A 15,202-nucleotide genomic window follows, 5' to 3' on the forward strand; every position below is an offset into this window, starting at 1 on the left:
TCTTTTTCATCTCCTGGTCTTTTAATGGCTTGGAGATTTTTCTATTTATTCTATCTTGACGGCAGAAGCTGAAGGCGTTATATTAGTAAATGCTTTAATAATTCAGTATTAATTTATTTAGTTATAAATTATTAATTAGTTAACTAATTTAAAGGAGGAGGTTTGCTGTCATTGGCAGATCGGGAGGCCATATTTGAAGTTTCATCGATGTTCAGGACGCTGGTTAAGGGGATAACCCAGCTATGGAATAGACAGAAGAACGATAACATCAGTTTTCCCCAGTTCAAGATGCTCTATATGCTGGACCGGAGCGGCTCTCTGAAGGTGTCCGAGCTCGCAGAGCGGCAGGGCCTTACTTCGGCGGCAATAACCGGACTGACTGACAAGCTGCTGGTGGATGGGTATGTGGAGAGAGCCCGAACGGAACAGGATCGAAGGGTGGTTATGATCTCGATTACCGAGAAAGGCCGCGAGATGGTCGCCAAGCTAAGCGAAAGTCAGCGCGAGACGCTTCTGTTGGTATTTTCTGACCTTAGTGATGAGGACATTGATCATTTGAAGCGGATCTACTCCATTTTGCTTGGAAATCTGGATAAACTGTAGCACGTTCAGATCATTCTATAAGACAGAGAGAAAAAGAAATCAGAACAGGATTCAAGAACAACGAGGTGGAGAGAGAAGAATGGAACATTTAACACAGAAACGCAAACTATCAATTATGGTAGCCGTTATGGCCGCCATGTTCTTTGCCGCGATCAACCAAACGATCGTCAGTACGGCAATGCCGCGTATTATTTCAATACTGGATGGTATGGATTATTATACCTGGACCATCAATATATATCTGCTGACTTCAACCATTGCTACGGTACTCGTCGGCAAGCTGTCCGATATGTTCGGACGGAAGCCATTTATTCTGTTAGGTATATTATTGTTCATGATCGGGGCCTTCCTGACAGGAACCTCGGATAATGTATTTCAATTTATTACTTACCGGGGGATTCAAGGGATTGGAGCAGGGATTATCCAGTCGACCGCCTTCACGGCAGTAGGCGACCTGTTCGCGCCGCGCGAACGCGGGAAATGGATGGGCTTTATGACAGCCATCTTTGGCTTCTCCAGTGTACTTGGTCCGACACTAGGCGGATACTTGGTCGATCATCTGGATTGGCACTGGCTGTTCTGGATCTTCCTGCCGCTTGGTATTGTTGCCTTCATTATGATTCTGACCTTGTTCCCGAAGGTGGAGCGCAAGCCAGGCGAGAAGATCGACCTTCTGGGCTCGTTGTTCATGACAACAACGATTGTCCCATTGTTGCTGGCTTTTTCGTGGGCAGGCACCCAATATTCATGGGGCTCAGCGCAAATTCTGGGGCTGCTGGCAGCAACGATTGCTTCCGGAATTATCTTCGTTATTGTTGAATTGTATTCAAGCAACCCGATCCTGCCTATGCATCTGTTCAAGAACAGTGTAGTTACCATTTCTAATCTTATCGGATTTATTATGAACTTCGGAATGATGGGGGCTTTGATCTACATTTCGTTCTTCGTGCAAGGGGTCATGGGGATCTCCCCAACCTATGCGGGTTATGTGACCATGCCGATGTCGATTTTCATGGTGATAACAAGTGCATTGACCGGTCAATTGATTGCCAAATCCGGCAAATACAAACGCTTCGCCCTGATCGGCATGCCGATTATGATTGCAGGGATGGCGTTAATGGTATTCATGAACAGCGTGTGGATGGCGATCGTGAGCATGATCATATTTGGCCTGGGTCTTGGTCTGGGCATGCCCGTCTTCTCATTGGCAACGCAAAATGCTGTACCTCATAAGGAGCTTGGCGTTGTTACAGCATCCTCCCAGTTGTTCCGTAATCTTGGCGGTACAATCGGGATCGCAGTGATGGGAACGGTCATGTCGAACAGCCTGACTCGTAACCTGAAAAATGCAATGGGCTCAGCCAGTGCCGACCTCAGCGGGCTTGATCCGGAGATCGCCCAGAAGATGGCTTCCTTCGCCAATCCGAATCAGTTGATGAACAAGCCGCTGATCGAACAGACACAAGCGAGTCTGCCAACAGAAATTCAGCCGATATTTGCTCAGTTGATTCAAAGCATCCGCGATATTCTGGGTGACACTTTGTCTCTTGTCTTCTTGACAGGGACTCTGGTTCTGGTCATCGCCTTCTTCCTTGTCTTCTTCCTGAAGGAGCTGCCGCTGCGCACGTCGAATCAGGCTGTCGCTGCACCCGAGGAATCGGGAAAAGTGACAGGAGAGCCTATAGCATCGGAGTAAGAAAATGATCTTCAACATGATGAAATACCTCCGCCATTTGGCCGGGGGTATTTTTGTTTTTATACAGAGCGATTGGTGAAGAAATGTACTTGATGCATTCAGGCAATTGTTCTATGATTACCATGTGTTTTCGCTTTCATTTTACATATAAGGAGTAGGAACGATGCCGATTATTGATATGCCGATGCCCGAATTGCTGAAGTACCAAGGGATCAGTCCAAAACCGGAGGATTTCGATCAGTACTGGGCCAGAGCACTTGCGGAATTGGAGGCTGTAGATCCTCAGGTTGAGCTGGTGCCAAGCGAGTTTCAGGCTCCGCAGGCGGAATGCTTCGATCTATATTTTACAGGGGTGCAAGGGGCGAGAATCCATGCGAAGTATGTAAGGCCCAAAGCGGCTGCGACTCCGCATCCTGCCGTTCTGCAGTTCCATGGATATGCCTGGAACAGCGGCGACTGGAACGACAAGCTGGCCTATGCTTCAATCGGTTATTCCATTGCAGCAATGGATTGCCGGGGACAGGGAGGCAGGTCTGAGGATGCTGGGCAGGTAAAGGGCACAACGCTTCGGGGACATATTATTCGCGGACTTGATGATCATCCGGATAAGCTCTTGTTCCGCCAGATTTTTCTGGATACTGTACAGTTGGCTAGAATTGTGATGAGCTTCCCCGAGGTGGATGAGCAGCGTGTAGGGGCCATGGGCGGATCTCAGGGTGGCGGCTTGACCATTGCTTGCTCAGCGCTGGAGCCACGGATCAAGCGCCTGGCTCCGGTGTACCCGTTCCTTAGTGATTACCGCCGGGTATGGGAGATGGATCTGGCGAAGGATGCTTATGAAGAGCTTCGCAATTTCTTCCGTTTTCACGACCCGCTGCATAAGCGGGAGGAAGAGATATTCAACAAGCTGGGCTATATTGATATCCAGCACTTAGCTGACAGGATTCAAGGCGAGGTGCTGATGGCGGTCGGTCTGATGGATACGATTTGCCCGCCATCAACCCAATTTGCAGCCTATAATAAGATTCAAGCGCCGAAGCAGCTCGAGGTTTATCCTGACTTTGGGCATGAATACCTCCCGGGATTCGGTGACCGGACCCTGCAATTCATGCTTGGACTGTAAGAAATGAGGCCATCATAACGGAGCGGAGAGATTGAGGTTGAAGACAGAGATGAAGGATGGGGATCGCAAGGATAAGCAGGTCCTGGTTCTCCGGTGGTTAAATTTTTGGCAGTACGCTATTCTGGCCGTGGTGGCGCCGTTCTTGCCGCTCTATTTCTCGAACCAGGGCTATTCCTCTTCACAGATCGGATTTCTTATGGTTATCGGCCCGTTTGTGGCAAGTCTGGTTCAACCGATGTGGGGGTATGTTAGCGACCGCCTTCAGGCGGTGAAGGCGATCATTTTTGTCCTATGGATCCTCGCTATTGCCAGCAGTGCTGTCTTGTTTCATGCAGGCTCTAATTACGTTCTTACCTTGGTATTTGTGCTGGCATTGTACTTTTTCTTTCAGCCGTCCATGCCGCTGGTGGACAGTATATCGGTTCAGTCCGCGTCGCGAAGAGGAATTTCTTATGGCTCGGTAAGGCTGTTCGGCTCCATGGGATATACGATGATATCCCTGACAGGAGGCGCCATTCTGGCCTTGCTGGGCGGAATTACCCGTCTGCCCTACTTGTTATGGGCTGTGTGGGCGATCCCCTTGCTGCTGCTCATCTTCCTGAAGGATGAACCGGCTGAGGGCGGCGGTATGACGCTTAAGTCGCTGGGTGCCATTTTCAAGAATAAGTCGTTTCTCTGGTTTCTTGTGCTTGTCTTTATCATTTCGGTGCCGCATCGGCTCAACGATGTCATGCTCGGCCTGTACATGAAAGAATTAGGCGCAACCGATTCGATGGTAGGCTGGGCATGGGCGCTTGCAGCAGCCGTGGAAATTCCGGTGTTTGCTTTGCTGGGCAGATATTTGCACAAAATTCATGAGTTTGCCCTGCTGGGCATAGTCGGTCTTTTATATGCATTACGATGGTTGATCTATTATGTAACGGATGAGCCGTGGGTGCTGTTGTTCTTGCAGGCGGGAGCCGCACTGACCTTTGCCGTTTTCTGGCTGGTTGCGATGCACTACGTCGCCCGGGTTCTCCCGCCTGAGCTGGGAGCGACAGGCTTTTCCCTGCTCAGCATGGTATATCTGGGTCTGGCAGGCATGTCAGGCGGATTGATCGGGGGGAGTCTCAACGATTTGTATGGGGGCGAGAGTATGTACCTGTTCGCATCCCTGGTTTCGCTCATCGGGGGAGTGCTCTTCCTGGGAACACATTATCTTTCTAGACGGAGAAATCAGTAAGCTTCTTTGGTTCAGCTTATCTAAAATGACCAAAATAATAGCCGTCCAGCCGCGCGTATCGGAGCGCAGCAGGACGGCTATGTTATATAATGTGAAATTTTATGCCCGAGGCTTGAAGATCCCGAACGGACGCCCTACCGGAAGAAAGCTTCTTCCGAAATGGACATTCAGTACCGCAGCTCCAGCTCCATAGAGCGAGAGAAGTCCGATACAGAGCTCGGCCCATGCTGCCAGAGCGTGGGAGAGCTCAGGAATAATGCCGAAGGCATCCAGACTTAGACCGAGGAACAGGATATCAATCAGCGCAAAAATAAAGAATAGTACTTTATGCGTCTCCATCGCACCGATGGTCATAAATATCGTAAAAATAAGATAGCCAAGAAAGGCGAAACCCAGCTGCTTGCCGTCCACCCCGGAAGCAAGCTCAGCCCCGAATACGCCCAGCTTGATCAACCAGCTTGTCCCCATAGCAAACCAGAAAAAGGCGTATGCGCCGAATGCGGTCATACCGAAGGTGTTGTTATGCTTGCCGTCCTGAATACTGGCGAATAACTGAGCGAAGGCTCCGAGGAAGATAGCCCATGGAATGGCGTAGCTAAGACCGTCGGTCCACCCCAGCTTTTGCGAGGACGCGACCAGGGTAACGATCGCCAACCCGAATAAGCCGATTCCGCTCGGATCAGCTGTAACGATTTTTACTTGTGTAGATGTTGCGTTGTGCATAGTGTAAGTTGAGCCTCCATAGTTCATTTGCAGCCATTCCTCCGATACCGCGGAATGGACATATGGATGTATTGTAACTGACAACCAGGAGTACGTACAGTGGTTATTTTGTTACATTCTTGGAGCAGTAAAATATCTAACTAAAGATTGTACACTGGAGGCAACGTGTGAAGTGTGCTTACGATCGCTGTCAAATAAAGAGGGGGCGCCAAAGTTCATCAGCTAAGCTGACCGACTTTTGGGCCCCTCTTTTATGCTGCTCAGCCCTTGACCGCACCTGCTGTTAAGCCGCTGACGATATACTTTTGACCAAACAAATACAGGATAAAGACCGGTAGCGAGGTCAGCACCAGATTTGCGAAGATCAGATTCCAGTCCCGGCTGAACTTGCCATAGAAATTGTAGATGGATAACGGCATGGTCCAGGTCGAGCTGTCGGTCAAGAAGTAGAGCGGAATTGTAATATCATTCCAGACCGACATGAACACCATGATTGCGACAGTGGCATTGACGGGCAGAATCAACGGGGTAACAATCCGGAAGAATACACTGAAGACGCCTGCACCCTCCAGAAAGGCAACCTCGTCCAGCGCCTTCGGTATGGTCTTGATAAATCCGCTGTACAGAAATACGCTAAAGGCCGTATTTAACGAGGCGTAAATGAGAATAACGCTAGTGACGCTGCCATAGAAGCCCATCCATTGGACGATGCGGATCGTAGTGATGGTGGACATCGGGGCAATCAGCCCCATAAAGAAATACATATACAGGGTATTCGCGAATTTGGTCTCCCGCCGCGCCAAAATAAAGGATGCAGCCGAGGAAGCAACAATATTGATGACGGATGAGATGCCCGTGATTACAACACTATTCAAGAAGGCCCTTCCGATGCCTCCCTCTCTAAACACCGTCATATAGTTGGAGAACATCCATTTCTTGGGGAACTTCAAGGAGAAGTCCAATACTTCAGCACTGGTCTTGAAGGAGCCGATAATCATGATCATTACGGGCAGCAAGATCAGCAGGGAAGAAAGCAGCAAGAACCCTTCAACGATATAATTGCGGATTGTGAGTTTACGTGAGAATCCCATTATTCAGCAACCTCCTTTCGCCGCATAAAGATTAACAGCGGAATCGCAATAATGGTGACGGCGACGAAGAGCAAGGTATTGATGGCCGTGCCCAGGCCCCAATTGCCTTCTCCAAAGGCACGCAAAATAATGGTGCCCACTACCTGGGAAGCATTGCCCGGTCCTCCGCCGGTAAGGACGAAGACCTCGGAGAACACTTTGAGTCCGCCGATCAGGGTGAGCATCACGTTAATGTTGATGGCAGGGAGCAGCAAAGGAAGCGTGATATTCGTGAATTTCTTCCAGGAGCCTGCACCGTCAATCGTGGCGGCCTCGTAATATTCGTTGGAAATGGACTGCAGGCCAGCCAAATAGATCGCCATCTGGAATCCGGCATGCTGCCATATTGAAATCATAGCAATGGTGAAGACGACGATATTCGGGTTGGTCAGCCAGGCTTGAGATAGAGAGTGAAGCCCGAGCGTATCGAATACATGGTTCAGCGTACCTTCTGTTCTTAAAATCGGCGTAAAGATGATTCCGATCACAAGAATGCTAAGAATCGATGGTGAGTAAAAAATAGCGCGGAGAAGATTGCGGGTTCTCAGCTTCATATTTAAAGCAACCGCGAGCGCAATTCCGACTAAATTTTTGCCGAGCACGGTCACTACTGCGAAGATCAACGTGTTCTTGAGGGCGAGGATCAGTGTTTTATCTGAAAAAATGGTCCGAAAATTGTTCCAGCCGATGAATTCCAGGGTCAACCGATCCATCCGCCAATCCGTGAAGGAATAGTAGAAGCCTGCAAAGGCAGGTATGACGAAGAAAATCGAGTAAATCAACAAAGCAGGCAACACTAGATAATAAGAGTAGAGTTGCTTGGTTGTCTTCATTTCTCACACCCCATTTGTGCCAGGGGCAGCACAAGCTCCGCTTCCGCAGAAATTATGCTGCCATTGCACTGTCTATTTTAGAAGCCAGGAACCTGCTTGTCTGCCATCAGTTGATTAAACTTCTCATCCCATGCCTTGAGCAGCTCTTCCGGCGTCAAGCCTCCCGCGAACTGATCTTGAAGCATCCGGTACAATTCGTTACGGTCAACCAGCATGTAAGCATCTGTGGTCAGGACCGTTCTCTTCGGGGTAATGTAGAGGTCTACGATCTCCTGCTTGTACTCTGGCAAAGCCGGTGTCGTTACATCGTTAAAGTTGGATACATATCCCTTGGAATCTACAATTTGCTGAGCAATTTCTTTGGAAGCCATAAAGTCCAGGAATTTCTTAGCCTCCTCGATGTGCTTGGCTGTCTTCGGAATGAACAGCTGTCCGCCCAGCGGACTGGCTCCAAGACTAGGGTTGTCGATGGCCGGGATCGGGAAGACACCCAATCTCATGTCAGGATCTTGCTGTGCAACCCCTTCAATCAGCCAATCCCCCATGAACATCATAGCGACTTCTTTGTTGAGGAATTTGCCTACGGCCATGTCATAGCTGTCACTGAGGACGTCGGTGTTGGTGTACCCCATTTTATAGATGTCATATTGCTGCTGCAGGAAGGTCTGGAATTCAGGAATGTCCGACCATTTCCGCTTGTTGTTGTTCAGTTCGTCAAAGAAGGTCGGGTCGGTTCTGGAGACAAAATCTGCAAATGCAGCTGCCGGCCAGATGTTAATCGCCCAATTGTCCTTGTATGGCATAAAGACAGGCGTGGTGCCGCTCTCTTTGATCTTTTCACATACGGCCAGAAATTCTTCATAGTTGTTCGGAATGGAGAGACCCAGCTCTTCGAAGATGTCCTTATTGTAGACGACACCTTGCATCCCGGTATCTTGGCTGACATGGAAGCTGTAAATGTGTCCATAGGCAGACAGCACATCCTTGTTTAATAGGCGGCTGGCCCAAGGCTCGTCATCAAGAATCTCGAAGTTGCGCTCCAGGTTCAGATCCGTGGTAGCGCTGGCCAGGTTGTATTGGATAATGTCAGGCGCTTCCTCAACGGCGAGTTTGGTCTGAAGCACGGTTGTTGTCTGTTCAGCGGGAATCAACTGCAGATTCACCTTGATATTGGTCTGCTTCTCAAATTCATCAAGCAGATCCTGTTGAATAAAGGCCGAGTCCTGCGAGCTTTTGGAAATGGCCAGCTCGATCGTTACCTTTTTTCCGCTGCTCTCTTTAGCTGTCGAGTTGTCTCCCGCACCCCCGGATTTGGAGCCTCCGGAACCACAGGCGGTCAATGCGAGGATCAATAATCCAGCGGTGAGTATTCCTGCTGCTTTCCTTCCTTTTCTCATAAAGAACATCCCCCTAACCTCTATTTGAATGCGCTTACAGGTAAAGTATAGAATGGATTTCCGACAGGGTACATGTTTGTGCATGACAAATGATGTGTAAAATTCTGAACTTGAAGCCATTGTCAAATTTTGTGGAATAATGGTACATTTGATGCAAAGTGCAGGATGAGAGAGAGGGGCTGCCCATGATCAGGAGGATGATGGACCGATTTCATTTTAGTCTTCAAACAAGAGTGTTCTTGACGCTTGTCATCCTGCTGCTGTTTGTATTGGGGTGCTTCATGATCTATGTGAACCAGATGGTGATCACCCCCTTGAAAGAGAGGACCCTGGAGGAAAAAGTCGAGACGTCCGCCGGTATAAGCGGGCAGATTGATGTCTATATCGACAGCCAGAATCAGCTGTCACAGCGAATTTTGGCGAGCAAGGATGTATTCGCGATTCTTGAGAAGAGGAATCAGTCTGTGCCGTTGGTGGAAAGATTGCAGCAGAACCGAAGGCTGCTGGATATTATGTTTCAGGCCATTGGACCGCGAATGAATATCAAGGATATGACCATTTACGATCTGGAGGGCAATCCGCTTGTTGCCTATATCGGCTTGCAGACGAACCCGCAGACCCTTGAGCTGCCGCTGGCTGACGGAAGAGCAGATACGGCCTGGAGTGGTGTCGGCTTCCTGCTGCGTCATCAGGACAGCGATCTGTCCTTTATCCGTGCGATTTCGAATCAGAATGGCCGGGTGTACGGGTACTTATCGATTCAATTGGATGAGTCCTATATCGAACAGATTACGCAAGGGGCAGCCCTCGGTGCGGTGTATGTGCTTGATGGAAGCGGGAACAGGATATCTGGCAGCTCCGATGATGAACATATTCAACTGACAGCCGTTACGGACGGACAAGGCGTATATGTGGACCCGTATAAGAACTACATTTCCTATCACCAATCTCCAAGCACTGGATGGACCGCCTATCTCGTTACTCCGAAGCAGGATGTGACCGGGCCTATCAATTCGATTATCAAAGTATCCGTTCTGCTCATTACGTTATTAATGCTGGTTTCGTTCGTATATATTTATTTGTCTACCCGCAATCTGTTGCTCCCGATTCGCAGGCTGCGCAGTCAGATATGGCGGCTTAGCTACAGCAATATGAATATTAAACAGGATTACTCCCGGCGTCAAAATAATGAATTGATTTTGCTGAACGAGGCCTTTCAGGACTTGATGAACCGGCTGCAGGAATCGATTGAGCGGGAAAAGGCGGCCTTGCATGAAGAGGTGAAGGCGAGGAATTCGGCGCTGCAGGCCCAGATCGCCCCTCACTTTATTCACAATGTCCTTTATTTGATCAGTATCGCGGCCCAAGAGGGGAAGAGTCATCTCGTATCGGACATGTGCAAGCATTTATCAGACAGCCTCCGGTATATTGTGTCCTCTCCTTATGCTCATGTCACCTTGGCGGAGGAGCTGGAGCATACCCGGCATTACCTGTCTTTGGTGCAGCAGAAGTATGAAGAGGATCTCGTCTGGGAGATTCATGCGGACGCCTTGTCGCACAGCATTCAGTTGCCAAGGCTGACGATTCAGCCTTTCGTCGAAAACTGTATTGAGCATGCTTTTCTGGAAAAGAGCCCTCCCTGGCAGATCAAGATTACGGTCAAGCAGTTTAATGGACTGTGGGTGCTGGAGATTAAGGATAACGGGTCAGGATTCCATCCGGACAAGCTCGAGGAGATCAAAGATAGTCTCGGGATAACGGATTCAGGAGTCCTTGAAGGAAGGGACGACCATGTGTCGATCGGTAATATGGGCATCGTCAACAGTGTTCATCGCTTGAAGCTGATGTACCAGAACCGGCTGTTCTTTAATATCTTTAATCATGCGGATGGAGAAGAGGGGGCTACGGTTCAGATTATCGGCTCCCTTACAAGAGAATTCTACTAAAAGGGGGCGGGGATCGTGTATCGAGTACTCATTGCGGAAGACAGCAAGCCGATATTGCGGAATATTCAATCTCTGCTCACTTCCCTGGAACTGCCGCTGGACCTTGCCGCCAAGGCTGCAAATGGAGAAGAAGCACTGGAACTGATCCGTCAACAGCACTTTGATCTGCTGCTGACGGATATCCGCATGCCTAAAATGGATGGTCTCGCACTCATCGAGCAAGCCAAACAGCTTCATCCTCGTCTGCTTGCGGTTCTTATTAGCGGCTATAATGACTTTGAGTACACCCGTAAAGCGATTAACCTGCAGGTCTTCGACTACTTGCTGAAGCCGGTGGAGCGTAAGCAGCTTGCGGAGGTAATGGAGCGGGCAATGGAGCAGCTCAACAGCCAGGGCCATGAAGAGCTTGAGAGCTGGAAGGAAATTGTTGATCTGCGGGAAGTGCCGGATACAGATCGGAAAGGGCTTCAACTCTACGGGAATATCCTGCTGATATTGCAAAAGCAGCCTTTTTCCAAGGGGAGTGCAGACTGGAGCAGACAAGCTGTTCAGCAACATGCGGCTGAATTCTTTAAACCGCATGGCTGCTGGGTTTACCCGTCTTGGAATCCCAAGCAGATGCTGGCTGTCGTTCCAAAGGCGGCGATGGAGGGTTATGGCTCTTTGAATGAGTGCATGAACAATCTGCGCAAGCATCTGGAGCAGATCGGGCTGCCCGTATCTATAGCAGGGCGGAGCCAGTCGCTGGAGCCGGGCATGCTCAAGGGGGTCTATCACCAAATGTCGGATCTGCTTCAGGCGCGTCTGCGAATCAAGCAAAGTATCGCTGTGGATGGAGACCATGCGGTCCTTCAATCGGCCGCCGACACGGATCAGGAAAGCATGGAGAGAGAGCTTCTGGCAAGCTTTACAGAGATGCTGCGGGGATATCGCAAGGAGCAGCTTCTGCTGAAGGGAAAGGAGCAACTGTCCAGATGGGCGGAGGAGGACGCTCGGCTGGCTCAGCTGGAGCGATTTATCCGTACGCTTAAGGGAGCCTTCCTGCAAGCAGGCGCAGAACTGGACGCCGACATTCGGGTAAGGATTGAAAAGGAGGCCAGTCATCTGTTGAACGCGGATCGTTATGAAGACTTCTGCAGCCGATTCGAGGCCTGGTTGAAGCAAGTCTTCGAGCAGCTGCAATCCCTTCGGCGTAAAAGTCCGGAGGAGCTGTTCCGGCAGCTTGATCAGTACATCCGAAGCAACTTATACTCTCAGCTTTCAATTACGGATATCGCCCGAAAGTTTCATGTGAGCCCCTCCTATGTCAGCAGAATTATGAAGAGATGTGCGCAGAGCTCTTTTGTGCAGTATTACACCCGTTTGAAAATCACTGAAGCCTGCAGGCTGATGGCTGACAGAAGCGATATGAAGGTGAAGGAGGTTTCGGATGCCCTGTCCTTTAGCGACCAGCATTATTTCTCCAAAGTATTTAAAGAATATACCGGATTAAGTCCGACGGAGTATAAGGAGAAGCATCAGAGCCAGGGATAGATTCGTATAAATCGCGATCTATGACTTCATCAATAAAACTGATAAAAAATTTCCAGTAAATTTACTGTTATTTATGTAATTTATTAGCATTATATGATATATTAGGGACAGGAGCTGATTCTATTAAAATTTAACAGAGACGCTCCACTACTTTTAAATTCAAGGAGGTGAGTAGAAGCTTTGGGTCAAGAAACCTTTACTCAGAAAGGAGAAGTAAACTGTTATGGGTAAAAGATTCAAGAAAAGAAGTGTTCTGGTTCTTAGTGTTTTGTTAGCGCTTACATCTATGAATTTTGGGACAAGTTCTACCTTGGCTTCTACTTCATCGCCATCATCGGCTTCCGATTACAATTATGCGGAGGCTCTGCAAAAATCTATTTATTTCTATGAGGCGCAGCGTTCAGGAGTATTACCGGAGGATAACCGGGTGGAATGGCGCGGGGATTCGGGGCTTCAGGACGGTGCGGACGTGGGGGTTGATCTTACGGGCGGCTGGTACGATGCCGGAGATCATGTGAAATTCGGCTTCCCGATGGCAGCCACTGCTACTATGCTGGCCTGGTCGGTGTACGAGTATCGTGAGGGCTATGAAAGAGCGGGACAGCTGGACGAAATTCTGGATAACATCCGCTGGGCTACGGATTATTTCATCAAGGCGCATACGGCCCCGAACGAGCTGTGGGGACAAGTGGGCAATGGGACGGCGGACCATAACTGGTGGGGTCCGGCAGAGGTTATGCCGATGGCCCGGCCGGCCTACAAGATTGATGCGGCGAATCCGGGCTCTGATCTTGCCGGGGAGACGGCTGCCGCGCTGGCTGCTTCCTCAATTATTTTCAAGGATAGCGATCCGGGTTATTCGGCCTTGCTGCTTCAACATGCGAAGGAATTGTATCAGTTCGCAGATCAGTATCGGGGCAAATACTCGGATAGCATTACGGATGCCAGAGCGTTCTATCAATCCTGGAGCGGCTATGCTGATGAATTGAGCTGGGCTGCTGTGTGGCTCTACCTGGCTACCGATGATCCGGATTATTTGGATCAGGCGATTGCGGCTAGTGATGAGTGGGGAACCGATCAGCAGGGCAACTGGGACTACAAATGGACCCATGCCTGGGATGACAAGCACTACGGCGCCCAATTGCTATTGGCACGGATCACCAATGACTCGCGCTTCGTCCAATCTACCGAGAAGAGTATGCAATTCTGGACAACCGGGGTGAGCGGAACCGGCGAACGCGTCAACTATACGCCTGGCGGGCTGGCTCACCTGGACCAATGGGGAGCGCTGAGATATGCCGCGAATCAGGCTTTCCTGGCCTTTGTATACTCCGATTGGGTCAGTGATCCTGTGAGCAAGCAGACGGCCCGCTCATTTGCAGAACAACAGATTCTATATATGCTGGGCGATAACCCGAGACAAAGCAGCTATGTGATCGGGTACGGCAACAATAGCCCGGAGCATCCGCATCACCGGACCTCTCACGGCTCTTGGAGCGACAGTCAGAACGAGCCGGCCAATCATCGTCATATTTTATATGGAGCGCTGGTCGGAGGCCCGTCCGTCACGGATGCCTATACAGACTCCATTAGCGACTATGTCTCCAATGAGGTGGCCACGGATTATAACGGCGGATTTACCGGAGCATTAGCCAAAATGATGCTGCTGCACGGCGAAGGCGATCAGCCGCTAGCTTCGTTCCCGGCACCTGAGGAGCGCGAAGATGAGATGTTTGTCGAGGCTTCGGTGAATGCGAGCGGGAGCAATTTCATTGAGATTCGTGCCCTGCTTAACAACCGTTCAGCTTGGCCGGCGCGTGCCAGCAGCGATATGTCCTTCCATTATTATCTTGACCTGGAGGAAGTGATCGCAGCCGGGTATGGTCCGGAAGATGTAACCGTCACGGCCGGTGGTTACAATCAAGGAGCTACTGTGTCGCAGTTGCTGCCCTTTGATGAGGACAACTATATTTATTACACCGAGGTCGATTTTACAGGAACCTCAATATATCCGGGCGGACAGTCGGCATTCCGTAAGGAAGTGCAATTCCGGATTGCAGCTCCGCTGAATACCGCCTTCTGGGACAACAGCAATGATTTTTCTTATCAAGGCCTATCCACAATCGGTTCATTGCCAGTCAAGACGCCTTATATTCCGGTGTTCGATGGAGGAGTTCAAGTGTTTGGCGAGCTTCCATCTGGCGGAGGCACCCCAGGCATCCCCTCCGTACCGGCGGCTCCCCGGGGAGTAATGGCGAAGGCAGGAGACGGGCTTGTGCAATTAACATGGAATGCGGTTAGCCGTGCGGATGAATATGTGGTCAAACGTTCGGAAACGAGCGGCGGCCCCTACATCGAAGTTGAAGTGACTTCGAGTACCTCCTTTACGGACAGCGGTTTAACTAACGATGTGACTTACTACTATGTTGTTGCAGCGAGAAATGAGGTTGGTGAAGGCTCCCCTTCGGGCCAGGTCAGCGCCAAGCCACGGGAGCTTCCGGCTCCGGTGGAGGGGGATTTGGGGCTTGAATACCGCACTAGCGATACCCAGGCCGGAGATAACCAGATTCGGGCGCAATTCCGCATTCAAAACCATGGGGAGGAAGCTATCCCGCTCGACCAAGTGAAGCTGCGTTACTATTATACGATTGATGGGGACCAGGCCCAGCAATTCCATTGTGATTATGCTGCGGTTGGCAGTGGCAATGTGACGGGCACCTTTGTCAGCCTGCCTGATCCTGTGACCGGTGCTGATCATTACGTGGAGGTTGGTTTTAGCACGGCTGCAGGTACTCTGGCTCCTGGCGCAAGCACAGGCGATATCCAAATTCGCATCAATAAGAGCGATTGGACCAATTACAATGAGCTCGACGATTACTCCTACGATGGCAGCAAGCAAAGCTATGCTGCTTGGGATAAGGTAACCCTTTATCAGAACGGCTCCTTGGTATGGGGCATTGAACCCTAAATTATATTTGAGAGGATGATCACATTGA

Annotated in this window: 11 protein-coding genes; 7 read left to right on the forward strand and 4 right to left on the reverse strand. The window is 50.0% G+C overall.

All coding sequences use genetic code 11. The features are described from left to right. Positions 1-171 precede the first annotated feature (171 nt). From KI362_RS00145 to KI362_RS00160, 4 genes are all read left to right on the forward strand, one after another. Positions 172-603 carry a MarR family winged helix-turn-helix transcriptional regulator gene (locus KI362_RS00145; protein WP_101781143.1) on the forward strand — a complete coding sequence of 144 codons (432 nt, stop codon included), beginning with the start codon at positions 172-174 and terminating at the stop codon, positions 601-603. A gap of 79 nt (positions 604-682) precedes the next feature. Next, positions 683-2,299: an MDR family MFS transporter gene (locus tag KI362_RS00150; protein ID WP_301623968.1), complete on the forward strand. Its 1,617-nt coding sequence runs from the start codon at positions 683-685 to the stop codon at positions 2,297-2,299. 163 nt (positions 2,300-2,462) lie between these two features. Next, positions 2,463-3,422, forward strand: a complete 960-nt coding sequence (locus KI362_RS00155; RefSeq protein WP_301623970.1) for an acetylxylan esterase — start codon at positions 2,463-2,465, stop codon at positions 3,420-3,422. Between the two features lie 37 nt (positions 3,423-3,459). After that, positions 3,460-4,644: an MFS transporter gene (locus tag KI362_RS00160; RefSeq protein ID WP_301623972.1), complete on the forward strand. Its 1,185-nt coding sequence runs from the start codon at positions 3,460-3,462 to the stop codon at positions 4,642-4,644. Between the two features lie 99 nt (positions 4,645-4,743). Here KI362_RS00160 and KI362_RS00165 read toward each other — a convergent pair whose 3' ends face one another. From KI362_RS00165 to KI362_RS00180, 4 genes are all read right to left on the reverse strand, one after another. Next, complete coding sequence (locus KI362_RS00165) at positions 4,744-5,367, reverse strand: acetate uptake transporter (RefSeq protein WP_301624621.1); 624 nt, start codon at positions 5,365-5,367, stop codon at positions 4,744-4,746. Between the two features lie 260 nt (positions 5,368-5,627). Next, positions 5,628-6,458, reverse strand: a complete 831-nt coding sequence (locus tag KI362_RS00170) for a carbohydrate ABC transporter permease (RefSeq protein WP_044479595.1) — start codon at positions 6,456-6,458, stop codon at positions 5,628-5,630. Next, positions 6,458-7,330, reverse strand: coding sequence for a carbohydrate ABC transporter permease (locus KI362_RS00175; protein WP_044479594.1), 873 nt, complete (start codon positions 7,328-7,330; stop codon positions 6,458-6,460). Before KI362_RS00175 ends, KI362_RS00170 begins: the two co-directional genes overlap by 1 nt. A gap of 77 nt (positions 7,331-7,407) precedes the next feature. After that, positions 7,408-8,727: an ABC transporter substrate-binding protein gene (locus KI362_RS00180; RefSeq protein ID WP_301623974.1), complete on the reverse strand. Its 1,320-nt coding sequence runs from the start codon at positions 8,725-8,727 to the stop codon at positions 7,408-7,410. Positions 8,728-8,924: 197 nt separating this feature from the next. On the opposite strand from KI362_RS00180, the gene KI362_RS00185 reads away from it, so the two are divergent. The 3 genes from KI362_RS00185 to KI362_RS00195 all read left to right on the forward strand — a co-directional run bounded on the left by KI362_RS00185 (position 8,925) and on the right by KI362_RS00195 (position 15,174). After that, positions 8,925-10,673, forward strand: a complete 1,749-nt coding sequence (locus tag KI362_RS00185) for a cache domain-containing sensor histidine kinase (protein WP_301623976.1) — start codon at positions 8,925-8,927, stop codon at positions 10,671-10,673. Positions 10,674-10,688: 15 nt separating this feature from the next. Further along, on the forward strand, positions 10,689-12,206 hold the full coding sequence (locus KI362_RS00190; RefSeq protein WP_301623978.1) for a response regulator transcription factor: 1,518 nt from the start codon (positions 10,689-10,691) through the stop codon (positions 12,204-12,206). A gap of 223 nt (positions 12,207-12,429) precedes the next feature. Continuing rightward, positions 12,430-15,174: a glycoside hydrolase family 9 protein gene (locus KI362_RS00195; RefSeq protein ID WP_301623980.1), complete on the forward strand. Its 2,745-nt coding sequence runs from the start codon at positions 12,430-12,432 to the stop codon at positions 15,172-15,174. Positions 15,175-15,202: the final 28 nt, after the last annotated feature.

Origin of the sequence: Paenibacillus apis (genome assembly GCF_018333295.1) — a bacterium.
Lineage (GTDB): Bacteria > Bacillota > Bacilli > Paenibacillales > Paenibacillaceae > Fontibacillus > Fontibacillus antibioticophila.

Coding starts and splice junctions, on each gene's coding strand:
- KI362_RS00180 (WP_301623974.1), bottom strand. CDS start 8,727: ATGAGAAAAGGAAGGAAAGCAGCAGGAATACTCACCGCTGGATTATTG.
- KI362_RS00195 (WP_301623980.1), top strand. CDS start 12,430: ATGGGTAAAAGATTCAAGAAAAGAAGTGTTCTGGTTCTTAGTGTTTTG.
- KI362_RS00175 (WP_044479594.1), bottom strand. CDS start 7,330: ATGAAGACAACCAAGCAACTCTACTCTTATTATCTAGTGTTGCCTGCT.
- KI362_RS00155 (WP_301623970.1), top strand. CDS start 2,463: ATGCCGATTATTGATATGCCGATGCCCGAATTGCTGAAGTACCAAGGG.
- KI362_RS00165 (WP_301624621.1), bottom strand. CDS start 5,367: ATGCACAACGCAACATCTACACAAGTAAAAATCGTTACAGCTGATCCG.
- KI362_RS00150 (WP_301623968.1), top strand. CDS start 683: ATGGAACATTTAACACAGAAACGCAAACTATCAATTATGGTAGCCGTT.
- KI362_RS00170 (WP_044479595.1), bottom strand. CDS start 6,458: ATGGGATTCTCACGTAAACTCACAATCCGCAATTATATCGTTGAAGGG.
- KI362_RS00185 (WP_301623976.1), top strand. CDS start 8,925: ATGATGGACCGATTTCATTTTAGTCTTCAAACAAGAGTGTTCTTGACG.